The organism is Rhodococcus sp. ARP2, assembly GCF_001029585.1.
Lineage (GTDB): Bacteria > Actinomycetota > Actinomycetes > Mycobacteriales > Mycobacteriaceae > Rhodococcus_F > Rhodococcus_F erythropolis.
Window position 1 is genome coordinate 166727 of record NZ_LEKE01000089.1, and the last position, 21989, is coordinate 188715.

The 21989-nt window shown below is 61.9% G+C and carries 26 protein-coding genes; 14 read left to right on the plus strand and 12 right to left on the minus strand.

The features are described from left to right. Positions 1-39: 39 nt before the first annotated feature. On the minus strand, positions 40-957 hold the full coding sequence (locus tag ABX74_RS24640) for a LysR family transcriptional regulator (RefSeq protein WP_047889918.1): 918 nt from the start codon (positions 955-957) through the stop codon (positions 40-42). A 134-nt stretch (positions 958-1091) separates the two neighbouring features. On the opposite strand from ABX74_RS24640, the gene ABX74_RS24645 reads away from it, so the two are divergent. Next, positions 1092-1784 (plus strand): SDR family NAD(P)-dependent oxidoreductase, encoded by a 693-nt coding sequence (locus ABX74_RS24645; RefSeq protein WP_047889919.1) that lies wholly within the window; start codon positions 1092-1094, stop codon positions 1782-1784. Between the two features lie 22 nt (positions 1785-1806). Here ABX74_RS24645 and ABX74_RS24650 read toward each other — a convergent pair whose 3' ends face one another. Beyond that, positions 1807-2580 carry a hypothetical protein gene (locus ABX74_RS24650; RefSeq protein WP_047889890.1) on the minus strand — a complete coding sequence of 258 codons (774 nt, stop codon included), beginning with the start codon at positions 2578-2580 and terminating at the stop codon, positions 1807-1809. Positions 2581-2685: 105 nt separating this feature from the next. Here ABX74_RS24650 and ABX74_RS24655 point away from each other — a divergent pair, with 105 nt between their 5' ends. Both ABX74_RS24655 and ABX74_RS24660 read left to right on the plus strand, forming a co-directional pair. Next, positions 2686-3513, plus strand: a complete 828-nt coding sequence (locus tag ABX74_RS24655; protein ID WP_047889891.1) for a crotonase/enoyl-CoA hydratase family protein — start codon at positions 2686-2688, stop codon at positions 3511-3513. Continuing rightward, on the plus strand, positions 3510-5048 hold the full coding sequence (locus tag ABX74_RS24660) for an AMP-binding protein (protein WP_021332179.1): 1539 nt from the start codon (positions 3510-3512) through the stop codon (positions 5046-5048). Before ABX74_RS24655 ends, ABX74_RS24660 begins: the two co-directional genes overlap by 4 nt. Here ABX74_RS24660 and ABX74_RS24665 read toward each other — a convergent pair. After that, positions 5041-5673, minus strand: a complete 633-nt coding sequence (locus ABX74_RS24665; protein WP_029256052.1) for an alpha-ketoglutarate-dependent dioxygenase AlkB — start codon at positions 5671-5673, stop codon at positions 5041-5043. The genes ABX74_RS24660 and ABX74_RS24665 overlap by 8 nt on opposite strands. Before the next feature lie 147 nt (positions 5674-5820). Here ABX74_RS24665 and ABX74_RS24670 point away from each other — a divergent pair, with 147 nt between their 5' ends. Beyond that, positions 5821-6237 carry a hypothetical protein gene (locus ABX74_RS24670; RefSeq protein ID WP_003940106.1) on the plus strand — a complete coding sequence of 139 codons (417 nt, stop codon included), beginning with the start codon at positions 5821-5823 and terminating at the stop codon, positions 6235-6237. A 94-nt stretch (positions 6238-6331) separates the two neighbouring features. On the opposite strand, the gene ABX74_RS24675 is transcribed toward ABX74_RS24670, so the two are convergent. Together ABX74_RS24675 and ABX74_RS24680 are read right to left on the minus strand one after the other, a co-directional pair. Next, on the minus strand, positions 6332-6559 hold the full coding sequence (locus tag ABX74_RS24675) for a hypothetical protein (RefSeq protein WP_223257997.1): 228 nt from the start codon (positions 6557-6559) through the stop codon (positions 6332-6334). Between the two features lie 191 nt (positions 6560-6750). Further along, entirely contained in the window at positions 6751-7335 is a 585-nt protein-coding gene (locus tag ABX74_RS24680; protein WP_053062078.1) for a hypothetical protein, read from the minus strand. Positions 7336-7464: 129 nt separating this feature from the next. Between ABX74_RS24680 and ABX74_RS24685 the strand changes: the two genes are divergently transcribed. From ABX74_RS24685 to ABX74_RS24695, 3 genes are all read left to right on the plus strand, one after another. After that, complete coding sequence (locus ABX74_RS24685; RefSeq protein ID WP_053062076.1) at positions 7465-8043, plus strand: TetR/AcrR family transcriptional regulator; 579 nt, start codon at positions 7465-7467, stop codon at positions 8041-8043. A gap of 22 nt (positions 8044-8065) precedes the next feature. After that, positions 8066-9061, plus strand: coding sequence for a type I glyceraldehyde-3-phosphate dehydrogenase (gap, locus tag ABX74_RS24690; protein ID WP_047889893.1), 996 nt, complete (start codon positions 8066-8068; stop codon positions 9059-9061). A gap of 300 nt (positions 9062-9361) precedes the next feature. Further along, positions 9362-9730, plus strand: a complete 369-nt coding sequence (locus ABX74_RS24695) for a hypothetical protein (RefSeq protein WP_042952746.1) — start codon at positions 9362-9364, stop codon at positions 9728-9730. A gap of 22 nt (positions 9731-9752) precedes the next feature. Here ABX74_RS24695 and ABX74_RS24700 read toward each other — a convergent pair whose 3' ends face one another. From ABX74_RS24700 to ABX74_RS24710, 3 genes are all read right to left on the minus strand, one after another. Beyond that, a complete protein-coding gene (locus tag ABX74_RS24700) occupies positions 9753-10898 on the minus strand; it encodes a HoxN/HupN/NixA family nickel/cobalt transporter (RefSeq protein WP_082148555.1) in 1146 nt (381 codons plus the stop codon). 140 nt (positions 10899-11038) lie between these two features. Continuing rightward, a complete protein-coding gene (locus tag ABX74_RS24705) occupies positions 11039-11368 on the minus strand; it encodes a branched-chain amino acid transporter permease (RefSeq protein WP_003940007.1) in 330 nt (109 codons plus the stop codon). Next, positions 11361-12098, minus strand: a complete 738-nt coding sequence (locus ABX74_RS24710) for an AzlC family ABC transporter permease (protein WP_020970518.1) — start codon at positions 12096-12098, stop codon at positions 11361-11363. The genes ABX74_RS24705 and ABX74_RS24710 overlap by 8 nt, the downstream gene beginning before the upstream one ends. A gap of 79 nt (positions 12099-12177) precedes the next feature. Between ABX74_RS24710 and ABX74_RS24715 the strand changes: the two genes are divergently transcribed. After that, positions 12178-12618, plus strand: a complete 441-nt coding sequence (locus ABX74_RS24715; RefSeq protein ID WP_020970517.1) for an Lrp/AsnC family transcriptional regulator — start codon at positions 12178-12180, stop codon at positions 12616-12618. 57 nt (positions 12619-12675) lie between these two features. Beyond that, positions 12676-13101, plus strand: coding sequence for a VOC family protein (locus tag ABX74_RS24720; protein WP_003940409.1), 426 nt, complete (start codon positions 12676-12678; stop codon positions 13099-13101). On the opposite strand, the gene ABX74_RS24725 is transcribed toward ABX74_RS24720, so the two are convergent. Both ABX74_RS24725 and ABX74_RS24730 read right to left on the minus strand, forming a co-directional pair. Then, positions 13098-14108 carry an AraC family transcriptional regulator gene (locus ABX74_RS24725; protein WP_019744973.1) on the minus strand — a complete coding sequence of 337 codons (1011 nt, stop codon included), beginning with the start codon at positions 14106-14108 and terminating at the stop codon, positions 13098-13100. The genes ABX74_RS24720 and ABX74_RS24725 overlap by 4 nt on opposite strands. Then, the gene (locus ABX74_RS24730) at positions 14105-15295 is read right to left on the minus strand and encodes a pyridoxal phosphate-dependent aminotransferase (RefSeq protein ID WP_047889894.1); all 1191 of its coding nucleotides are present in this window, start codon (positions 15293-15295) and stop codon (positions 14105-14107) included. The genes ABX74_RS24725 and ABX74_RS24730 overlap by 4 nt, the downstream gene beginning before the upstream one ends. A 135-nt stretch (positions 15296-15430) precedes the next feature. Between ABX74_RS24730 and ABX74_RS24735 the strand changes: the two genes are divergently transcribed. The 5 genes from ABX74_RS24735 to ABX74_RS24755 all read left to right on the plus strand — a co-directional run bounded on the left by ABX74_RS24735 (position 15431) and on the right by ABX74_RS24755 (position 19252). After that, the gene (locus ABX74_RS24735) at positions 15431-16009 is read left to right on the plus strand and encodes a carboxymuconolactone decarboxylase family protein (protein ID WP_047889895.1); all 579 of its coding nucleotides are present in this window, start codon (positions 15431-15433) and stop codon (positions 16007-16009) included. A 125-nt stretch (positions 16010-16134) separates the two neighbouring features. Next, on the plus strand, positions 16135-16530 hold the full coding sequence (locus ABX74_RS24740) for a molybdopterin-binding protein (protein ID WP_003940157.1): 396 nt from the start codon (positions 16135-16137) through the stop codon (positions 16528-16530). Between the two features lie 24 nt (positions 16531-16554). Further along, positions 16555-17364 carry a molybdate ABC transporter substrate-binding protein gene (gene modA / locus ABX74_RS24745; protein ID WP_019744970.1) on the plus strand — a complete coding sequence of 270 codons (810 nt, stop codon included), beginning with the start codon at positions 16555-16557 and terminating at the stop codon, positions 17362-17364. Next, on the plus strand, positions 17361-18170 hold the full coding sequence (locus ABX74_RS24750; RefSeq protein WP_047889896.1) for an ABC transporter permease: 810 nt from the start codon (positions 17361-17363) through the stop codon (positions 18168-18170). Before modA ends, ABX74_RS24750 begins: the two co-directional genes overlap by 4 nt. Beyond that, a complete protein-coding gene (locus ABX74_RS24755) occupies positions 18167-19252 on the plus strand; it encodes a sulfate/molybdate ABC transporter ATP-binding protein (RefSeq protein ID WP_047889897.1) in 1086 nt (361 codons plus the stop codon). The genes ABX74_RS24750 and ABX74_RS24755 overlap by 4 nt, the downstream gene beginning before the upstream one ends. On the opposite strand, the gene fadD11 is transcribed toward ABX74_RS24755, so the two are convergent. Both fadD11 and ABX74_RS24765 read right to left on the minus strand, forming a co-directional pair. Then, a complete protein-coding gene (gene fadD11 / locus ABX74_RS24760; protein ID WP_047889898.1) occupies positions 19228-21030 on the minus strand; it encodes a fatty acid--CoA ligase FadD11 in 1803 nt (600 codons plus the stop codon). The two genes, ABX74_RS24755 and fadD11, sit on opposite strands and share 25 nt — an antisense overlap. Then, positions 21027-21989 carry an SDR family oxidoreductase gene (locus ABX74_RS24765; protein ID WP_047889899.1) on the minus strand — a complete coding sequence of 321 codons (963 nt, stop codon included), beginning with the start codon at positions 21987-21989 and terminating at the stop codon, positions 21027-21029. The genes fadD11 and ABX74_RS24765 overlap by 4 nt, the downstream gene beginning before the upstream one ends.

Sequence of the window (21989 nt, forward strand, 5' to 3'; positions counted from 1 at the left end):
GCCACGAAGGACTATGGCGCGTCCAACACTAAATGAGTCTCAGATAATGACGTTTTTGGTCTCAATCTCCGGCGTCGGCAGAATCTCCTCGGACGTCTCCAGTGCGACGGCGAGTGCATCGGTCATATGCCGGGGTGACCAGGCAATTCCGTGATTCATGAACGTCGGCTCGCCGGTGAGTGGGACGAACACACTGCCAGGTGGGGTGATAGCAGCCATGCCGGACGTCATCAGCGCTACACCGACGCCGGCGGCAACGAGCATCAGGATCATGTACGGATCGGTGATTTCCTGGACGACGCGAGGCCTGAAGTCTGCGTTCATGCAGGCGCGCATCGCGGTTTCCTGGAGGGCCGAGCCGGCCGAGAGCGGGGTGGTCACGAATCCGTCGTCGGCCAATTCGCGGAGATCGATCGCGTCCCTCTCGGCAAGGGGATGGTCGATCGGAAGTACGGCGCCGAACGCCTCCCGTCGGATCAGCCGGGTAGACAGTGATGCGGATTCCACCGGTAGTCCGACGAAGGCGAGGTCGAGGGCGCCGCTCTCGAGTTGAATGATCGCGTCGCGCGTCATGATTCGGCCGAGGAGTGTCAGTTCGACTTCCGGATAGCGCTGACGCAACGCGCGGGTGAGCGGCGGAAGTGCTTGATAGTTGAGCACTCCGGTGAACCCGATCGTGACTCGTCCGTATACGCCTCCCGACGACGCACGCGTAGCGTGTCGTGCCGTCTCCATGTTCTCGATGACGCGATAGGCGTGGGGGAGAAAGGCATGTCCGCCGGACGTGAGTGCGACGCTGCGAGTGCTTCGTTCGAACAACTTGACGCCGATGTCCTTTTCGAGCTTTCGGATCATCTGGCTGAGCGGCGACTGAGCCATCTGGAGCCGTGATGCGGCCCGCCCGAAGTGAAGTTCTTCCGCAACCGCGACAAACGCGTGCAACCAGCGGGTTTCCATCGGCAAGGCCTCCAGGTATTTGACGTCGACAGCAAACGCCATATATTCAGAATTTCTACACAGTGTGACGGCAATTATGCCTGTTTGCAACATAAATTGAGTGCGTAGCGCACAGAAACTCGGGAGTGAAGATGATGCAGGGCTATCCAGAGGGTGTCACCGCGCTCGTTACCGGCGGTGCGAGCGGAATCGGCGCCGCCAGTGCAAAGATGTTGACGGAGAGGGGAGTTCGGGTGGTAACGGCAGATCTTGCCGAGGGTGCGGACGAACAACTCGACGTGAGTGATCCGACAGCAGTCGATGCGCTTCGAACCAGACTCGGCAGAGTCGACATCTTGATCAACAGTGCGGGAATCGTAGGACCATCAGCGCCACTCGTCGACGTCGACCTCGCGGCTTGGCGGCGTACGTTCCGCATCAACGTCGAAGGGACATTCCTGATGTGCCGGGCGTTCGTGCCGGGGATGGTTGCGTCCGGGTGGGGGCGGGTCGTCAATCTCGCGAGTATTGCTGCCAAGGACGGAAACCCGAATCAGAGTGCATATTCCGCGTCCAAAGCGGCAGTCGTCGCGCTGACGAAGTCGCTCGGCAAAGAGGTCGCCACCACCGGTGTGCTGGTCAACGCGATTGCTCCCGCGGCCGTGGAAAGTCCTATGAATGCCGGCACCGATCCGGCCATCCTCGCTCGTTCGCAGTCTTTGACGCCGATGGCACGGATGGGGCGGGCCGACGAGATCGCCGAATTGATCTCCTGGCTGTCGTCGTCGGCGGTGAGTTACTCGACGGGTGCTGTGTACGACGCCAGCGGTGGCCGCGCAACGTACTGAATTACCTTCTGGAAGAAGTCGATCAGAACTGGAGCAGTGACTGCCACAGTTCGCGAGATGCGTCCTGGTACTCGAGCATGTGCGAGATCAGTTCACGTAGTGGCTGCGTCGGTTCGAGTTCTTCCGGAAGGAGCGGATTGCGCACGATGACCGCGATCACCGCGCTGCCCAAGGCAAGTGATTCACGGGCAGCCTCCTCGCGACTGATTGTCGCCAGGCGTGTTTGCGCCTGTGTGAGTGCTTCACGGGCCTCGGCGATGTCGACCAACAGTGCTTCCGAGTTCCAGAGTGTGCGGATTGTCGAATCATCCTCGGGGGCAAGGTGAGCGATTTCCATGACAGCCGATTCGGGGGCGGCGCCGAGTCGGCGGAGAGTGCGGCGGGCGCTGTCCGTGCCGCCGAGCAGATTGTTCGGGCGGACGGCGAGTGTGGGCTTCCACTCCTCGTAGCCCGCCAGGCGCAGCGCCTGATCGTGTCTTCGTGCGGCGGTGCGGTCGCTTCGTTTGAGCGCTGAGTGCTCGACGGCTATCCACATGCCGTCCCAGGGGCGTATGCGATCGGTACGAGTTCGCCACCCCTCGACCTCGCTGTAGGTGGGGATGCCGTCCGGGTTGAGGACGTACGTTCCACGAGCGGTGCGACGCAGTTTGTTCTCGCGGCACAGGCGGCCCGTTGCCACGCGAACGCTCGATGCGCTGACACCGACGATCTCGCCGGCCCGGGTCAGCACTGCAGTGCTGAACTCGGTGTCCGGACTCGCCGTTGCGAGGTCCAGCACAACTCGGGTTGCGGACATTCCTCGATCAGTTTGTAACAACTTTTGAACAACTCCTGACAAATTCTGTTACAAGTGGCATGGTGGGTACCGGGAAACCTTATCCGCGAGCAGTGAGGAAATATCGTGACCGACTCCGATCGACCAGGTGGCGATGTCTATGTGGAGCGTGACGGTGGCGTCACCGTCATCGTGATGAATCGCCCTGATCGCAAGAATGCGGTGGACGGGCCGATGGCGGCGCAGTTGCGTGATGCCTTCCTGGAGTTCGAATCGGACGAGAGTCAGAAGGTGGCGATTCTGTGGGGCGCGGGCGGCACATTTTGTGCCGGTGCGGATTTGACCGCAGTCTCCGACCCCGCCCGCGTGCACGAGTTGCATCCGGAAGGCGGCGGCACCGGCCCGATGGGGCCGAGTCGGTTGGTGTTGTCCAAGCCATTGATCGCCGCCGTCAGCGGATACGCGGTTGCAGGAGGGCTCGAGCTTTCATTGCTCGCGGACCTGAGGATCTGCGAGGAGAATTCCGTGTTCGGAGTCTTCTGCCGGCGCTGGGGAGTTCCTCTCATCGATGGCGGGACCGTGCGACTGCCGCGAATCGTCGGGCAGGGGCGAGCGCTCGACATGATCTTGACCGGTCGCCCGGTCGACGCTCCGGAGGCGCTGGCCTTCGGGCTGGCCAATCGTGTTGTTCCAGTGGGGCAGTCACTCCAGGCAGCCAAGGAGCTTGCGCACCAGTTGTCCGCTTTCCCTCAACTCTGCATGCTCGCGGATCGCGCGTCGGCCTACCGATCTTTTGATCTACCACTTGCCGAAGCACTGCGGGCCGAGGGCGTCGCGGGAAATCCCATTGTCATCGCTGAAGGTGTGCGCGGCGCTGCTGCGTTCGCCGCGGGCGCCGGCCGGCACGGCCGGTTCGAGAACAACCCGAATTCGAACGAGGAAACTGAACCATGATGCCCATAACCAGAGACCTGATCGCCCGTGGTGCGCGACAGCACGGATCGCGAACAGCCGTCGTTTTCGGCGATCGATCGATGACGTTCACGGAAGTGGACGAACTCAGCAGCCGATTGGCGCACACATTCATCGCCCTCGGTATCGGGCGTGGTGCACGGGTTGCATTGCTGGTCAACAACTCTCTTGCCAGCGTCCCCGTCGATTTTGCCTGTGTCAAAGCCGGCATCAACAGGGTTCCGCTCAACTCGCGTCTCTCGCTCGACGAGCACGCGAGAATGCTCGAGGACACCGACACCTCGCACGTCGTCTTCGGTAGTGACCTCGCCGACCGCGCCGCTGAACTGTCCGCCAGGTTCCCCGAACGTACGTTCATCGGGCTGGAAACAGGTTCGGCGCGGCAGCGTTCGCTGCTCGACCAAGCACAGAGCATGCCTTCGGACACACCGGACGTCGAGTTAGCTCCCGACGATGTGATCCTGACGCTGTTCACCTCCGGGACCACGGGAACATTGAAGGCCGCGCAGCACACTCAGCGCAGCTACGCCGGCATCTGCCGCAATGTTCTGCTCAATCTGCTTCCGGCGACTCAGGACGATACGATGCTGCACGCGGCATCACTGATTCATGCCAGCGGTGTCTTCGTGCTTCCGTTCTGGCTGCGTGGCGGCAAGACCGTCATCCTTCCCGGATTCGACCCGTCGACCTTCTTGGACTCGATAACCGAGCATCGGGCTACGGCAATCAATCTGGTGCCGACGATGATTCAGATGCTCCTCGAACGCCCTGATTTTGCGAGCGCAGACATCTCGAGTCTGAAATCCGTGATCTACGGTGCGTCGCCGATGCCGCTGGCCACCATCGAACGTGCAATGCAGGCGTGGGGGCAACACCGTTTTCTCCAGTACTACGGGCAGACCGAGGCACCGCTGTGTATTGCAGTCTTACGGCCCGAAGATCACACGGAAGATCGCCTGCTGTCCTGTGGTCAGCCGGCCATCGACGTCGAGATCAGGCTGCTCGACGGCGAGGGAAACGAAGTGCCCCAGGGAGAACCGGGTGAAATCGTGATCCGCTCGCCATCGGCGATCGCCGGATACTTCAATGCACCGGAACTGAATGCGGACACCTTCACCGAAGACGGCTGGGTTCACACCCGTGACATCGGTCAGTTCGACGCCGAAGGATTCTTGTTCTTGAAGGACCGAGCTTCGGACATGATCATCAGCGGCGGATACAACGTCTACCCCCGTGAAGTCGAGGATGCACTCCTGACGCATCCGTCTGTCCGTGAGGTCGCCGTGGTGGGTACCGCCGACGCCAAGTGGGTGGAGGCGGTCACGGCTGTGGTGGTACTCGAGGACGGGACCGTCGAAAACGACGCACTGCAAGCATCATTGGTCGCGCACGTCGGCGAACGACTGGCGTCGTACAAGAAACCGCGTCGGGTTGTTTTCGCAGAATCCATACCGAAGACGGCCGTCGGCAAGCTCAATCGGAAGGCGCTGCGAGACGAACTCCGCGACGCTATCTAACTCCGCGAGTGCGGAATTGAACGCTGATTCTCGGCCCGAGGGCCCGCGCACTCTTCGGGACACAGTGTTCCCACGTGCGTTGGCAGGATCCGCCCATGACGAGTAGATCTCCGTGTCCGAGATTGAAGCGGATGGATTCGCCGCCCCCACGAGGGCGCAATAGGAGCGGGCGAGCCGCACCGAGAGACAGGATGGCCACCATCGTGTCCTCGGTGCGACTTCGTCCCGTGTCGTCCCCGTGCCAGGCAACGCTGTCGGAACCGTCGCGATAGAAACACAGACCCGACGTGGCGAATGGTTCACCGAGTTCGTCGAAGTAGTGACTGCTCAGCGCGTCTTTGGCTTCGGTGAGAAGCGCGTCCGGCAGTGGTTGATTCTCTGCGTAGAAACACACCAGACGAGGGACGTCGACAACGCGGTCGTACATCTGACGCCGTTCGGAACGCCACGGCACCGTAGCCTCCAGATTGTCGAACACGGCCTCCGATCCGGTCAGCCAGGCCGGGCGATGGTCGACCCATGCGCCGGCGGTGAGAATACGTCGCTGCACCGTGCCGTCGAGATCGGCCAAAGAAACGCCGAGGTCACCGTTGTCGAACAGAGACGGTTGCATCGTGGCGGTCATAGGCTCCACCGTACACCGAAATCGAACATATGTTCCCATGAATTTTGATTGGAGTGCTGGACGGCTGTTCATCCTTGCTGGGTGATGTCCGTCGGCGTGAACCTTTGAATACTGTTCTCACGCTATTTCGCCGAAGAAGGGGACGTCATGACTGCTCCGCACCAATCTCATGCGAACCATCCTGTCCGACAGGGCTTTGCCATCGGGACCACGGTGGCGGCAGCCTGCCTGCTCTTCGTCGCGGGAATCGTCGCGTTGCTCCAGGGCATCGCGGCTCTCGCAGACAACGACCTGCTGATCGTCGGAGTCAACTACACCTTCGAATTCGATGTCACGACATGGGGTTGGATCCACATCGTGCTCGGAATCATCGGCATCGCGGTGTCGCTGGGATTGTTCGTCGGCATGACGTGGGCCCGCGGCATGGCCTTCGTGATCGCGGCGCTCTCGATCGTGGCGAATTTCCTGTGGATGCCGTACTACCCGCTGTGGTCGATCGTGATCATCGCCCTCGACGTCGCCGTGATCTGGGCCGTCGCGACCTGGCGACCTGACGAGGTGTGATCCTCTGACCGAAGTGAGTGGTTCACCTGCGACAGGTGAACCACTCACTTCGCTGTGTCCGGGCCTCCACGGTCGGCCTCATCCCTACGCGGCGTCAGCGCCGTTTCGGTGACTCGCGATCCTGTTTCTCGCGCGGACGCATGTCCTTCGTCGATCGGTGTGGGAAGCCGTGGATCATCGAGCAAGAGATCCAGCAGATCACCACCGTTGCGATTCCGAGTCCGATCGACGCGAATGGTTCCTGCGTGGCCAGCCAGACGCTCAGTCCGATTGCCGTCCCGACGATCAGAATCAGGATGGTGTCGAGTCGTGTCGTTTGCATCGAAATCATCGCCTGGCACAGATTGTTTTCGGCGGCCCGCTGGTTTTGGCGGCCCGCCACCCGGCGAGTGACAGCCGGGGGCAGACCTTGCGCGGCTGACCCCTCGCTCTGGAAATCGCCGCCGCAAGTGATCAATACCCGCGAAATTCGTCTGCGAAACTATTGGCAGGCAGAACAGGACCTTTGGCCGGTCAGATCGATTCCGCGCGGTTGGCCGCCTCGATGAATCGGGACCAGAACGGTACGCGGACGCTAATGGGAGAGAGTGTCTTTCGGCCCTGTCCGAGGGGGAACTCATTGGCGAGATATTCGAGGAGGTTTGCCCCGTAGTAGACGATATCGGTCTGCCACACGGAGATCACCGGCGATCCCGAGGGGGAGGGTGCGGCGGGCGTGAAGCGGTGTCCGAAGATCGGGACAAGGCGCGGCCACGCTCCGATCTGTTGACGCACGATTGTGGTGACGTCCTCGGGTGAGGCGGGCATTCTGCCCCACGATGCCGGCCAGAACGGTGGTTGTTGATGCAGTGCATCCCAAATGAAACCTTCGGTGACTGTATCTAGCCAAGTACCCAACTCGAGGTCGTCGGCGCTACGCCAGTTCGGCCAACGGTCGCCAAGTGGTAACGCAGTGGCAAGAAGGCTGCGGTGGTCTGGGTTGAAGTGAAATCCAAAGCGTTCGTGGACGGAATCGAACTCTGCGTCGGTCAGGCCCTCGCTGAGTTCGATCCCGGCCCCGTTGAGCAGTGCCGCTGCCTCGCGCCCGACGTGCTTCATTTCAGGAGTCTTGCAGATGCCACGTCCAGAACGGCAACGATGCTCTGGTCGATCACCGCACAATCGCCCGGCCGGCCTGTTGGTCGAACCTACGTTGAGGTTGTACATACTAGTTGTTACAGTCGATTGGTGAACTCAAAGGACCAGCTGACGGGTGCGATGGCAGAGCTGTTGTGGGAGCGCGGCTATGCAGCGACGAGCCCACGCGACGTGATGACACGTGCCGGGGTTGGCCAGGGCAGCATGTATCACCATTTCAGTGGAAAGCACGAACTCGCGGTAGAGGCGCTGTCTGCAGTTACCCGAGAAATGACGGGCGAGTCATCTCCGTTGGGTGGAGAAGGCTCGCCCCTCGAACAGATGAAGCGCTACCTTTCGTTGCCGCGGCCGGGTACTCGGGGGTGCCGGGTGGGTCGGATGACCCAGGACCCGGAAGTGGTCACGGATGCAGAACTGATCGCAGTCGTTGCGAATGCCTTCGACACCATGCTGAACCATTGGGAGCGGGCGATCACTGCCGCGATTGCTGCAGGAGAACTTCCGACGAGCATCGTCCCGGCGGATCTCGCGCGAACGCTGGCAGCCGTCCTGCAGGGCGGCTATGTACTTGCCCGCGCGCAGGGTGAACAGGGCCCGATGGACGCGGCGGTTCGTGGAGCCATTTCCCTGCTCGACGCCGCCCAGTCCGCTCTCAGCACCGATCACTGACCAACTCGAGAAAGAGAAATCAATGTCCGTTCGTATCGGAATCAACGGCTTCGGCCGTATCGGTCGCAGCTACCTGCGGGCTGCGCTACGCAGCGATGCGGATGTCGAGATCGTCGCGATCAACGACATCGCCGACGCCGCAACCCTCGCTTCGCTCCTGGAGTGGGACTCGGTGTCCGGTCATCTGGACGGCGTCGAGGTCGACGGGGACGCGATTCTCGTTGCAGGAAAGCGCATTCGCGTCACCTCTGAGCGCGAGCCGTCCCTCATCCCCTGGAGAGCCGAACGCGTCGATGTCGTCATAGAGTCGACCGGCCGATTCACGGACTCGGTCAACGCTCGCCAACACCTGACAGCGGGAGCGCGAAAGGTGATCATTTCGGCTCCCGCCGACAGTGATGTCCCTGCAGTTGTACTCGGAGTAAACGACGACGTCCTCGACATGTCGGAGGACGTATTCTCGAACGGATCCTGCACGACCAACTGCCTCGCACCGATGGTTAAGGTGCTGCACGAGGCGTTCGGCATCGAGTCCGGACTGATGACGACGATCCACGCCTACACCAGCGACCAGCGCCTCCACGATGCTCCTCACAGCGATCTCCGGCGCGCCCGCGCCGCGGCATTGTCTACGATCCCGACTTCCTCCGGCGCCGCCGCCACCATCGGGCGGATCATCCCAGAGCTGGACGGAAAATTGACCGGACTCTCGCTGCGCGTCCCCGTGCCAGTCGGTTCTATCACCGACCTCACTGCCCATCTCTCACGACCGGCGACTGTCGTGGAGATCAACGAAGCGTTTCGCGTCGCATCGCAGACTCCCGAACTCTCGTCTTACCTTGCCTATTCGGAGGCGCCACTTGTCTCTGCCGACATAGTCGGCAATCCCCACTCGGCAATCTTCGATGCGCCCCTCACACAGGTCGTCGGCGAACAAGTGAAGGTTTTCGCCTGGTACGACAACGAATGGGGATTCTCGAACCGGCTCGTCGAGCTTTCGCAGCGGGTTGGCTCATAGCGACCAGACGCAGGGGCGGAAGGCTTCGGTCGTGGAGGCTGTGCGACGGAAACTGATTTCCCATGGGGGACCCTCGTATGGACCGCACTGGTGCGTGGTGCCCGCAATGATTGGCCGCGATGTGCCCTCACCTGTGGCAGAGGGCGCTGGGTTGTCGAGCGAGTCCGCCATCGTTGCCGTAGATCGGTTGCCGGTGATCTCACCGTACTAGTCGGAAGGTGGTCTGGGCTCGAGGAAATCGGGAGGTGCAGCTGCCGCCGACCCGCATCAGATCGGGACGCAGTCGTTGTACTGTGAGCCATGCCGACCCTGCTTCGACGTGCATTCAAGATCGGCGCGGTAGCGCTGGCAACGATTGTGGTGGCGGCCTACCTGTATGCGGCCTTCACTTATCGCAGCGCTGATGTCTTTGCGCCGCCAGGACGCATCGAGTCTCTCGGCCGGACCTATCTGATCAGTAATTTCCCGCCGCGCACTCGTGAAGACCTCGAACAGCGATACGCGCAAGGCCACCGTGAGCAGTACACCTTGGAACAAGTGAGTTCCGTATTTCCGTGGCGCGCTGTCTACCAGTGGCAGAACGACCAGATCCGCGGCCAGGCGACGTCGAGCGCGTACCTGAAATGGGGCGAGACGTACATCAGCTATTCGCTTTCGGGTGGCCCATGATTCTGCGTAGGCCGAGTCGAACTCACATCGCTTCGTCTGCTGTCGCTCGTCGTGCTACTGCTGCACCGGACTGCGCTTGCCACCGTTCTTCGATGCGGCCGTACCGCCACACGAGGAGGGCGATCATCCATGTGACGACGAAGAGTCCGACGATGATGAAGCCCATCGCGCCGAGATCCAAGTTCCCGATGGCGCCGAGAATCCCGTCGTGGATGTCGAGTTTGTCGGTGAAGATCGAGATGATTTCCTGGGTCCCGATCAGCAGTGCCACTGCCACCGAGAGTCCGGTGATCACCATGTTGTAGTAGATCTTTCGTACCGGCTGGGCAAATGCCCAACCGTAAGCGAAGTTCATGAACGATCCGTCGATCGAGTCGAACAGAGACATCCCGGCGCAGAAGAGTATCGGTAGAACGAGGATCGAATACCACGGGAGCCCTGTCGCTGCCGCGCCGCCGGCGATCACCAACAGTCCCACTTCGGTGACGGTGTCGAATCCCAGTCCGAACAGTAGGCCGACCGGGTACATATGCCAGGGCTTGCGAACCATCTTCATCACCGGGCCCAGGATCTTGTTGAGGGCGCCGCGGCTGTCGAGTTCCTTCTCGAGTTGCTCCTCGTCGAAGGTTCCGGCCTTGTACTTCGTGTACACCCGATGAATCCCGATGAGAGAGAAAAGATTCAGGAGGCCGATCAAGATCAGGAACGTTCCGGAAATGGTGGTGCCGAACAAGCCGGTCCACTTTTCCAGATCGGAGTTGTCGTCGGAAAGGCTGGTGGCAAGTTGCCGCACACCCAACGCCAGAAGTGCGACGAGAACAAAGACGATGGTGGAGTGTCCGAGTGAAAACCAGAAACCGACGGACATCGGTTTCTTGCCGTCCGCCACCAACTTCCGAGTGGTGTTGTCGATGGCGGCGATGTGATCGGCGTCGAAAGCATGGCGCATGCCGAGCGTGTACGCCGTGACACCGAGTCCGATGCCGAAGACACTGCCTTCGATCGTGTAGTGGCCGGGGACAACCAGACCGAGCAGAACTGCCCACCCGACGACGTTGAGTGCTACGACGGTGACGGTCATTCCGATGATGCTTCGACGCTGGCCTCGATCCAGACTGTGCCAAGCGCCGGCGATTCGGGTGCCCGTCGTGGTCATTGTCGTGGACATCGAACCTCACCGATCTTTCAGTCGCGGCCGGCGGCCACCCTACTGAAATCGTATAAGTGTTCAACTGTTCAGATAAGCGCCTGGAGGTTACAAATCACCCATCCGGTAGTAAAACTGCTTTGCTCCCGGATGGGAAACGCTCAGGCAAACACGGTATTGACCAGCGCGACGTAGATCGTCGTTCCGACAACGATGCTCAGGACGGCATTCTTTCGCCACAGGTGCGCGGCGATTGTGGCACACACTGCAATCAGTTCGGGGAGGCCGTGAGACGGGGCGGTGATCGACACCCCTTTGAGTGAATACATCACGAGGATCAGCATGACGCCGGCCGGCATGTAGATGCCGAGGTAGCCGACCAGGGCGGAGGAGCGCAGCGGCATGAGCGCGGCGAAGGGGATTGCGCGCAGCGCGAAGGTGACCACGGCCATGACTGCGACCGCCGCAAAGATGTACGAGGTGTCAGGCATCGATCTTCGCCTTTCGTGAGTCGTAGACAAAGCGGCCGATCAGGAAGAGCACGAAGGCGCCCATTGCAATTGGCAGCATGTGATCCGGGGCTGCGAGCCGGGCGACCAGAGCGCAGGTGACCGCAGCGACCGGCACCGCGAATCCGTTTTGTGCGCGAATTGCCTCGATCGAGAGGACGACGAACAGTGCGGTCAGAGCGAAGTCGAGACCGACTATCGAATCTGGAATCCACTGTCCTGCCGTCGCGCCCAGGATCGCGCCACCGATCCAGTAGCCGTGGAGGTACAGCTGGGAGTAGACGATGACGCGTCCGGTGAGTGCCTTGGGATCGGCAGTTACCGACATCGCATAGGCCTCGTCGGTCAGCGCGAACATGCTGTAGAAGCGGGCGAAGGGGTTGCGAATCTTTTCCAGCGGAAAACTCAAGGCGTAGAACACATGTCGAAAGTTGACCAGCAGTGCGGTCAGAGCGACGTACGGCAGTGGTGTCATGGCCGCGACCATTCCGACGGCGAGAAACTCCAGCGATCCGGCGTAGATCAGCGAGGTGAAAGCGACTGCCCACCAAGGGTTGAGGCCCTGTTGGACCACAAGAACGCCCAGGGCTATCCCGAGTGGGAGCAGGCCGAATCCGACCGGCAGCGACAGTTGGAAGGCATGCCGCCACGCCGGGGTTCGCGGCGAGAGTTCGACGGCAGGCGCGGCCGTCGACGATGCTGGTTCGATCACGACGCAAATCTATAACAAAGATCGAGGTGATCGATTGCTCAGAAAGCCTACATATTGAACAGTGCGCAATAATAGTGCGATGGATGCCATGGATGACGCAATTTTGTTTCACCTCCGTCAGGACTCGAGTCTGACGAACACGGAATTGGCGGATCTGGTGGGTCTGACACCGTCCCCTTGCCTGCGCCGCGTGAAAAAGCTCGAAGCCGACGGAATCATCACCGGGTACCGCGCGATCGTCAGTCAGGAAGCGCTTGGCCGAGGATTTCAAGTGATCGTCACCGCCGAGATCGGAGTCAACGACCAGGCGACCATCGAGGACTTCGAATCCCAGGTCGCCGCCTTCGACGAAGTGATCGAATGTCGGCGGTTGTTCGGAATTCCCGACTACTTCATTCGGGTCGCGGTGAAAGATCTCGCGACGTACGAGAACTTCATGGTCACCAAGCTCAGCGGGCTTCCGGCTGTCTCGCGGGTGACATCGCTGATCACCATGAAGACCATCAAGAGTGTCGACTGATGCCCGGGCTCGGCTGAACCTTCACTAGGTGTCGGTGGTCGGCGTTAACGTCGGAACATGGGATACGAATTTCAAGTCACAGTAGATTCGGCACATCCGCACGAACAGGCGAAGTGGTGGGCCGCAGCACTCGGGTGGGCAGCGGAGCCCAGCGACGAAGACTTCATCAGGGGCCTCGTCGCTGCTGGTCACGCCAAGGAATCTGACACCACGACCTTCGAGGGAGTTCTCGTCTGGCGCGAAGGTGCAGCCATCAGCGATCCGGAGCATCCCGAACGTCCCCGCGTTCTGTTCCAACTGGTTCCGGAATCGAAGACGGTGAAGAACCGGCTCCATTTCGACATACGAGTGGGCGACAAGCGCGAGGATGTCGCAGCGCACCTCGAGACGGTGGGGGCGACGATCCTGCACCGGGGAGCGCAGGGGCCGAGCGTGTGGATCACGATGACCGATCCCGAAGGAAACGAGTTCTGCGTCAGCTAGCGGTACGAACTCGGAGTGTCGCCGGTCCATCGTTTGAAGGCCCGACGGAAGGCGCTGGGCTCGGAGAACCCCAATCGCGCCGAGAGTACTTCGACGGATTCTCCGCGCCGCAAACCAGCGATGGCTACGTCGCGGAGCACTTCCTCGCGTAGTTGATTCAGTGATGTTCCGTCACGCCGCAGCAGTCGACGCAGATGGGGAACGCTGATCGAGAGCATCTCGGCGATCTCCTCGGCCGTGGAGGTTCGCCCCTTCACCCCAAGTTCCAGGACCCGTCGCACCTGCGCCGACGCAGTGCTGTCGTAATCGCGTTCGGACATGAGCTGAATCGGAGATTCTCGGAGGTACTCCTCCAACGTCTCCTCGGTTTGGATGATCGGTGCGCGCATGGCCGAGTTGTCGAACTCCAGTGCCGCTCGCTGCGCGCCGAAGGTGACCGGCGCTCCGAAGATGTAGTCGTAGTCCTGCGCCAACCGCGCATCCGGTGCCGAGTACGGAAATTCGACTGCCCGAAGTCGGACGCGCTTTCCGATCAACCACGCGGAAAATCGGTGCAGCAAGATCAGGACAAAATCGGTTGTGACACGTTCTGCGACATCAGGTTCGGCGACGCCTTCGCGAGCTCGGACTGCGAAGCTCACCCGCGTGCTTTCCTCGCCCTTTTCGATCGCCAGTGGGGCCAGAGCCGGTAGCGCACGGATCACGTCGGACATTCGAGCGAACGCTGATCCGAGGTCGGGGCAATGGATCAACGTCAGGCAGATCAATCGGAAAGTGCCACGGGGGACCGGGGCGGATCCGAGGCCGAACAATTCGTCGTCGGTGATCTGCCAGGTGGTTTGAATGAAGGTGGTGACCTGAGTTGGGGTCAGCCGCGCGCGAGCGTCCGACAATGTCTCCAGGTCGATCCCAGCAGCTCGCAGTGCACCAGACAAATCGACGTCGTTGTCCGGCGAGAACGCGAGGTAGCGGTGGACGAATGCGGTCGGGATGGTCCGCGCTGTCATGGGTGCGCTGCTCCTTGGAGCAGGTGGAGACGGCGTGCAGCTTCGGAAAGAATGTGGTCCTGCTTGCAGAAGGCGAAGCGCACCAGGTGCTTCCAATCGTCGCGGTTGTCCGCGAACACGTCGACCGGTACGGCCGCGACGCCGATACGCTCGGGTAGGGCGCGACAGAAATCTCCCGCGTCGGTTTCACCCAACGGTCTGATGTCGGCAAGGAGGAAGTACGTGCCGCCGCCGGAATGCACCGTGAAACCGGCCTCGGTCAGAGCTTTTCCGAGTACGTCCCGTTTGCCTTGCAAGCTCTGTCGAAGTTCGACGACCCACGGCTGTTCGTTGGTCAGCGCGTAGGCAACGGCCGGTTGGAATGGTGCACCGGCAACAAATGACATGAACTGCTTGGCGGCACGGACTCCGTCGATGAGTTCTCGGGGGCCGATCGCCCAGCCGGTCTTCCAGCCGGTGACATTGAAAGTCTTTGCGGCACTGGACACAGTGACGGTGCGCTCACGCATGCCCGGGAGCGACGCCATCGGTGTGTGGGTGAGGCCGTCGAAGACCAAGTGCTCGTAGACCTCGTCACTCAACACGATCAGGTCGCGTTCGCACGCGAGTTCGGCGATCGCTCGAAGTTCGTGATCGGTGAATACGGTGCCGGTGGGGTTGTGAGGACTGTTGACGATCATCATCTTCGTCTTGGCGGTGATCGCGCCGCGCAATGCATCGAGATCGACCGCGAATCCGTCTCCGGCGGCGACCAGCGGAACAGTCCGACGCACAGCGCCTGCCAATGCGACGGATGCAGCGTAGGAGTCGTAGTACGGCTCGATCAGCACTACTTCTTCGCCGGGTTCGACCAGTCCGAGAATTGCAGCACTGATCGCCTCGGTGGCGCCGACGGTGACCAGAACTTCGGAGTCGGGATCGCTGTCGAGTCCGTAGCGGATGCGCCGATCCTCCGCGATGGCTTGGCGCAAGACGGGCATGCCCGGACCGGGCGGGTATTGATTGACGCCTTCGGCGATGGCTCGACGCGCTACTTCGAGCATGGCCGCGGGACCGTCGGTATCCGGAAAGCCTTGACCGAGGTTGACCGCGTCGTGAAGTGTGGCCAACGCTGTCATCTCGGCGAAGATCGTGGATGCGAACGGCTGCAGACGCGAGACGGTGCGGTTGCGGGGCGTCGAAGGCATCTTTGCAGCTTAGTCGGCTGACACCGCATCCTCACATCCGCTCGGACGCGGTGCTTGTCACGTTTGAATCGCCGCCATCGTCCAACTCTGTAGAGAGCATCGAATCCGGTGCCCCAGAACATACGGAGGCTTGCCATGACTCGCATTCCCGCAGTGACACCGTCAGAAGCCAGTCCGTTGATCAAAGTGGCATACAAATTCGCCGCCAGGCAGTACGACGAAGTCCCCGAGCCCTTTGCCGTCCTGGCCAACCATCGGAAATTGTTCGTCGCGGCTGCCCGTCACGAGATGGCGGTGCAGAAGGCGTCGAAGGTGCTGCCGTCGAGCATTCGTGAACTGGCCGTCTATCGCGTCGCCTGGACTGTCGGCTGCTCGTGGTGTGTCGACTTCGGGACGATGCTCTCGCGCCTGGACGGTTTGGACATCGACAAGCTGAAAGGGATCGCGAATTACCGGGATTCACCGAAGTACAGCGAGGACGAGCGGGCCGCGATCGCCTACGCCGATGCCATGACCGGTGACCCGCACGGGGAGAACGGGGTGACGGACGAGCAGGTCGCGGATCTCGAGCGCAGGTTCGGGCGAGCGGGCGTCGTGGAACTGACCTATCAGATCGGGCTCGAAAACATGCGCGCCCGGATGTATTCGGCGTTGGGGATCACCGAGCAAGGGTTCAGCACCGACTCCTGCCGCGTGCCCTGGGCCGAAGAATGATGCGCTGACTCGTCTACGGCAACTATCGACAATGCTCCGCAGATACGTGATCATGATTGACTAGTTCACGCATCTGCGGAGTATTTCGGCTTGTTAGGTCCGCACTTGCGACCTACGATCACCTGGTGCCCAACATTCGAATCCGCGAAGCTGCCGGTCTGCTCGGTGTCAGTGACGACACCGTTCGACGGTGGGTCGACGGTGGGCTTCTCACCGCGACGACGGACGACTCCGGCCGCAAGGTCATCGACGGTGCCGAGTTGGCGGGCTTCGCCCGGTCCAACGCCGGACCCGCACCGGCCGATCCGCTCACGGGTGCGAGTTCGGCCCGCAACCGGTTCGCCGGCCTCGTCACCAAGGTCGTCACCGACAAGGTGATGGCCCAGGTCGAAATGCAGTGTGGGCCCTTCACTGTCGTCTCGTTGATGAGTACCGACGCGGTTCGGGAGCTCGGACTCGAGGTCGGGAGTATCGGAGTCGCAATCGTGAAGGCCACCACGGTCATCGTGGAAACGCCGTAGTTCTGAACATACTGGAGGAAATTCGTGAAGCGTGTAGTCGGACTTGTTGCAGCAGGTGCCTTTTCGCTTGCCCTGGTGACCGGTTGTAGTTCCTCCGACAATTCGTCGTCGGAGACGTCGTCGGCCGCTCCGACCACGACCACTTCCAGTGACAGTGCCACGGGAAGCATCACCGTCTTCGCGGCGGCGTCACTCAAGAACAGCTTCACCGAACTCGGCAAGGAGTTCGAGTCCGAGAACCCCGGTTCATCGGTCACATTCAGCTTTGCCGGGTCCTCGGATCTCGTCGCCCAGATCACCCAGGGCGCACCGGCTGACGTGTTCGCCTCGGCTGACGCCGCCAACATGACCAAGGCCACCGATGCCGGTGTCGTCGCGGGGTCGCCCTCGGATTTCGCGAGCAATACCTTGACGATCGTTGTACCGCCTGGCAATCCGAAGGGCATCGCGTCCTTCGCAGATCTGGCAAAGGAGGGGACACAACTGGTGATCTGCGCTCCGCAGGTCCCGTGCGGCGCGGCTACGAAGAAGGTCGAGACGGCCACAGGTGAGACCCTCTCGCCCGTCAGTGAGGAATCGTCGGTGACGGACGTTCTCAACAAGGTGACGTCCGGGCAGGCCGATGCCGGCATCGTTTACGTCACCGACGCGAAGTCCGCGGGTGACAAGGTGCAGACGGTCGCGTTCCCGGAAGCCACCACGGTGGTCAACCTGTACCAGATTGCGGTGCTGAAAGATTCGAAGAATTCGGAAACGGCAACCAAATTCGTCGATCTCGTGAAGGGGCCCAAGGGCCTGGCAGTTCTGAGTGACGCGGGATTCGCTGCCCCGTGACACACCTAAGACCGGCAGCCCGGGCTCCGCTCGGGTTGCCGGTATGGATTTACCTTCCGGCGCTGATCGGCGGAGCGTTTGTCATCGCGCCCTTGGCGGCGATGCTGGCCACCGTGCCGTGGTCGCAGTTCTGGGAACTCGTGACTTCCGAATCGTCGGTTGCCGCGTTGAAACTGAGTTTGAAGACAGCGGCAATGAGCACGCTGCTGTGCATCCTGTTCGGGGTACCGATGGCCGCGGTGTTGGCGCGCAGTCATTTTCGGGGACTGTCCGTTCTTCGATCCTTGATTCTGCTCCCGCTGGTTCTGCCGCCCGTGGTGGGCGGTATCGCGTTGCTGTACACGTTCGGGCGCAAAGGGTTGATCGGTGAGCAGTTGGAAGTGCTCGGCATCCAGATAGCATTCTCGACAACCGCGGTGGTCCTGGCGCAGACGTTTGTTGCGCTACCGTTCCTCGTCGTCAGCCTCGAAGGTGCACTACGCACTGCGGGTACAAGATACGAGGCCGTTGCCTCGACGCTCGGAGCCCGCCCGACCACCGTGCTTCGCCGGGTGACTCTGCCGCTGGTGCTTCCCGGTCTGGTGTCAGGGGCAGTTCTGGCTTTCGCTCGCGCACTGGGGGAATTCGGTGCGACGCTGACCTTCGCGGGGAGTCTGCAAGGGGTGACGCGTACCCTGCCGCTGGAAATCTATCTCCAGCGCGAGACCGATCCGGATGCAGCGGTAGCGCTTTCGCTGGTGTTGGTCGTAGTCGCGGTGGTCATCGTGGTTGCGGTGCGCGGACGCGGATCGGCGGGTTCGTTGTGAGTGGCCTCCACGTCGACATCGAGATTCCGGAGCGCGACGTCGTTGCGACGTTCGACGTCGCGGCGGGCGAGGTGACCGCCATCCTCGGGCCGAACGGCGCCGGCAAGTCGACGGTACTGGCGGCGGTTGCCGGACTGCATCATCCGCGGCGCGGATTGATCGAACTCAATTCCCGCGTTCTCACCGATACCCGTAGGGGAGTCGTGTTGGCACCCCATCGGCGCGGCACTGCCCTACTCGCGCAAGAGGCACTTCTCTTTCCCCATCTCAGTGCGGCTGCGAACGTGGCGTTCGCGCCGCGCAGTGCAGGGCGGTCGCGTCGCGATTCCGCCGAGTCCGCGCGCCATTGGCTGGAGGCAGTCGACGCCGGCGATTTGGCTGACCGCAGGCCTTCACAGCTCTCCGGCGGCCAAGCGCAACGGGTTGCAGTGGCGAGGGCATTGGCTGCTGAACCCGAACTGCTTCTGCTCGACGAACCGATGTCCGCGCTCGATGTCGTCTCCGCCCCCGCGCTGCGGTCGTTACTGCGCCGAGTGCTCAGGACCGGCGATCGCACTGCCGTACTCGTCACGCACGACGCTCTGGACGCACTTGCGCTGGCCGACACGGTTGTCGTCATCGACGGTGGCCGGGTCGTCGAACGTGGTGACGTACGAACAGTTCTGACCCGCCCGCGTAGTGCATTTGCAGCACGGATCGCCGGGATCAACTTGCGCAGCGGCACGATGGCCGGAGACGGAGTGCTCAGAAGTCCGGTCGGGGTGGATATCGCGGGCCAGACGGAGACCGACCTACCGGCCGGCAGTGCCGCCGTGGCGGTCTTCGAGCCGCGAGCAGTGTCGGTCTACCTGGATCCGCCGCACGGCAGCCCACGAAATGCGTTTGCGGTCACGATCGCGGAGATCGAAAACCGAGGCGATGTCGTCCGAGTGCGAGCGGAGGACGAAGCCGGCCAGCCGGGCTTGTCTGCCGACATCACGGCGAGCGCAGCGGCCGAACTCGATCTGGTTCCGGGATCGGCCGCTACGTTTGTGGTCAAGGCCACCGAGACGCTGATCTATGCGCAGGGCGCAGGCTCGTAGACGTCCTCTACGACCGAATCCGCATAGAGGGCTGCAATTTCGGATGCGTACTTCTCGGCTATCGGCTTGCGCCTGAGCTTCATCGTCGGTGTCAGCTCGTCGCCGCCTGGCTCCCAGAACATGGTGAGTACGTGAAACCGCTTGATCTGCTCGGCCCTCGACAGACGCGAGTTTCCCTCGGAGACAGCAGTTGCAACGATGTCGACGATCCGAGCGTCCTTGGCGAGTACCGCGGCCTCGGCCGCAAGTCCCAGTGAGCGTGCCGCTCCGACCGCGGCGTCGGCGCTGAGTGTGATCAACGCTGTGTTGAACTTTCGGCCGTCTCCGATCGTCACGACCTCACCGATCAACGACGACGACGTCTTCACTGCCGTCTCGATGGCGGCCGGTGACATGTTCTTTCCCGACGCGTTGATGATCAACTCCTTCTTGCGATCGATCACCGTGAGGTAGCCGTCCGCGTCGGCGGTGACGACATCTCCGGTCGAGAGCCACCCGTCTGCACTGATCGCTTCGGCCGTTTTTGCCGGTTCGCCGCGGTACCCCTTCATGACCAACGGGCCTCGAACCAGTAGCTCGCCGTCCGCCTCGATGCGCATTTCCATGCCTGGGAGTAACTTTCCGACCGTTCCGAGCTTGGTCGGCTCGGCCGGCGCGGTGCTCGCGATGCATGTCAGCTCGGACATTCCCCAGATCTCCGAGATCGGAACTCCCAGGGCCGCAAAGAATGCCAACGTGTCCGGCGGAATCGGTGCGGCGCCAGAGATGGCCCACTTCAGTTCGGCAAAGCCGAGTTTCGCACGCAGAGCGGACAGGACCATCGTATCGGCTCGGGCGTAGTCCGCTTCCAGTTCGACGGGGACTGTTTCACCGGCTCGCAAGTGTGCGAGACGAGTGCGACCGACGTCGAGTGCCCACTGCAACGCCGCTCGCCGCGCGTCGTCCGGTTCGTTGGCGACAGCCGATTCGACTGCAACTTTCAGCTTTTCCCACACACGGGGGACGCTGCCCCAGATCGTGGGGCGACAGTCCGGAAGCGCGGCCGCTACCTGGCTCGGATCCGGTACGACAGTGATCTGGGTGCCGAACACCATTTGCATGTACAGGCAGGTGAGCCGATCGGCGATGTGCGCCGACGGCATGTACGAGGTGATGCGGTCACCGAATTCGACGGGGAGTACAGCGCTTACGGCGTTGGTTTCGAACAACAGGCATGCATGAGTCGTCTCGACGCCCTTGGGGTTGCCGGTCGTGCCGGAGGTGTAGATCAACGTGGCGACGTCGTTCGGTTTCACCGCACGCCAGGTGCCCTCGAAATCGAAATCCGATGCGGCAGAATTCTTCATCTGCCCCAGGGTCACGGTGCAGGGCTGGTGGACATGCGATTGCGCGTCGACGACGACGATCGTCTCGAGTGTGGCGCCCGAGCGGCGGACCGTATCCACGTACCGGTCTTCGCAGACGAGAACCCGTGCACCGGAATTGGCGAGGATGTAACGGATGGCTTCGGGTGCCGACGTGTTGTAGATGGAGAAGGACGTCGCGCCGAGATGTTGGGCACCGACGTCGATCGGATAGAACTCGATGCGGTTACTCATCATCAGGGCAACCGTATCGCCGTGTCCCACGCCGATTCCGGCCAATCCCGCGGCAACCTCGCGGACCTGTTCGGCGTACTCGCGCCACGTCAGTGTTCGCGCATCGCCGATGTCTCGCAGGGCCACCGCGTCGGGCGCTACCGCCGACACTCGCTGGAAGGCTGCACACAACGTGGTCATGATGTTCTCCTGGATGCCTTTGTCAGGGCTGATGCATTCGTCGGGGCCGCAGCGGTGGTTCTGTCTTCGAGTTCGCGGATCAGGTCGTGTGCCTGTTTGTCCCTGGCCAGATAGCCGTCGGCCAGGACATTGATGAATCCGCGTCCCCACGCCCAGGGTTCCCAGGCAGCGGGGGCAAGGGTCCGCGCGGCGCGGCGCGCGATCGCGTCTGCGATCACCGTGGCGGCACGGTCCGGGGAGATTCGATGACGGAGGGGACCGGGTAGTCGAGCGTCGAGTTTGCGCCCGATCTCGTCGTCGTCGAGTGTGGCGCGTGCAAGTTGTGTATCCACCATCCCGAAGTACGCGATGCCGGCAGTGGCGCCGTAGCCGGCAATCTCGAGACGCAGCGCCCGGCCGAGCGCTTCGACCCCAGCCTTGCTGATCATGTACGAAGCGCCGCCCAAACCGGGGGCGAACGACGCCGCCGATGACACGACGACGATGTGCCCACTGTTGCGGATCACCTCGTCGATGGTCGGATGCACGGTGTTGAAGACGCCGGTGAGATTGACGTCGAGCACACGATCGAAGGCGTCGGGATCGATCTGGCGCAATGTTGCCGGGGGAGGGGTGATTCCGGCGTTGGCCACCACGACGTCGATTCTGCCCAGCTGCTCGATGATCGTTTGCACGGCTGCGGTCATGCCGTCCCGATCTCGGACATCGGCCGTCACCGTCACGACTCGCTGTGACTCGAATGAGCGCTCGGCCGTTGCCAATGAACTTTCGTTGACGTCGACCAGCGCCACGGTGGCCCCACGCCGGTGGAGAGTGCGCGCCAGCGCGGAACCGATACCGTCGCCTCCGCCGGTGATCAGCACGACCTTTCCGGCGACGTCGTAGTCGATTCGGCGTCCGGGCAGTGGAATGCCCAGATCGCGGACTGTTCCCGCAATTGCGGACATGCGTCCCGTCAT

What these genes read in the sequence shown, in the direction of transcription:
- ABX74_RS24680 (WP_053062078.1), bottom strand. Translation starts at nt 7,335, where the DNA reads ATGAAGCACGTCGGGCGCGAGGCAGCGGCACTGCTCAACGGGGCCGGG.
- ABX74_RS24730 (WP_047889894.1), bottom strand. Translation starts at nt 15,295, where the DNA reads ATGCCTTCGACGCCCCGCAACCGCACCGTCTCGCGTCTGCAGCCGTTC.
- ABX74_RS24675 (WP_223257997.1), bottom strand. Translation starts at nt 6,559, where the DNA reads ATGCAAACGACACGACTCGACACCATCCTGATTCTGATCGTCGGGACG.
- ABX74_RS24660 (WP_021332179.1), top strand. Translation starts at nt 3,510, where the DNA reads ATGATGCCCATAACCAGAGACCTGATCGCCCGTGGTGCGCGACAGCAC.
- ABX74_RS24640 (WP_047889918.1), bottom strand. Translation starts at nt 957, where the DNA reads ATGGAAACCCGCTGGTTGCACGCGTTTGTCGCGGTTGCGGAAGAACTT.
- ABX74_RS24665 (WP_029256052.1), bottom strand. Translation starts at nt 5,673, where the DNA reads ATGACCGCCACGATGCAACCGTCTCTGTTCGACAACGGTGACCTCGGC.
- ABX74_RS24695 (WP_042952746.1), top strand. Translation starts at nt 9,362, where the DNA reads ATGCCGACCCTGCTTCGACGTGCATTCAAGATCGGCGCGGTAGCGCTG.
- ABX74_RS24715 (WP_020970517.1), top strand. Translation starts at nt 12,178, where the DNA reads ATGGATGCCATGGATGACGCAATTTTGTTTCACCTCCGTCAGGACTCG.
- fadD11 (WP_047889898.1), bottom strand. Translation starts at nt 21,030, where the DNA reads ATGACCACGTTGTGTGCAGCCTTCCAGCGAGTGTCGGCGGTAGCGCCC.
- ABX74_RS24725 (WP_019744973.1), bottom strand. Translation starts at nt 14,108, where the DNA reads ATGACAGCGCGGACCATCCCGACCGCATTCGTCCACCGCTACCTCGCG.
- ABX74_RS24650 (WP_047889890.1), bottom strand. Translation starts at nt 2,580, where the DNA reads ATGTCCGCAACCCGAGTTGTGCTGGACCTCGCAACGGCGAGTCCGGAC.
- ABX74_RS24700 (WP_082148555.1), bottom strand. Translation starts at nt 10,898, where the DNA reads ATGTCCACGACAATGACCACGACGGGCACCCGAATCGCCGGCGCTTGG.
- gap (WP_047889893.1), top strand. Translation starts at nt 8,066, where the DNA reads ATGTCCGTTCGTATCGGAATCAACGGCTTCGGCCGTATCGGTCGCAGC.
- ABX74_RS24735 (WP_047889895.1), top strand. Translation starts at nt 15,431, where the DNA reads ATGACTCGCATTCCCGCAGTGACACCGTCAGAAGCCAGTCCGTTGATC.
- ABX74_RS24720 (WP_003940409.1), top strand. Translation starts at nt 12,676, where the DNA reads ATGGGATACGAATTTCAAGTCACAGTAGATTCGGCACATCCGCACGAA.
- ABX74_RS24765 (WP_047889899.1), bottom strand. Translation starts at nt 21,989, where the DNA reads ATGACGGGACGCATGTCCGCAATTGCGGGAACAGTCCGCGATCTGGGC.
- ABX74_RS24670 (WP_003940106.1), top strand. Translation starts at nt 5,821, where the DNA reads ATGACTGCTCCGCACCAATCTCATGCGAACCATCCTGTCCGACAGGGC.
- ABX74_RS24645 (WP_047889919.1), top strand. Translation starts at nt 1,092, where the DNA reads ATGCAGGGCTATCCAGAGGGTGTCACCGCGCTCGTTACCGGCGGTGCG.
- ABX74_RS24705 (WP_003940007.1), bottom strand. Translation starts at nt 11,368, where the DNA reads ATGCCTGACACCTCGTACATCTTTGCGGCGGTCGCAGTCATGGCCGTG.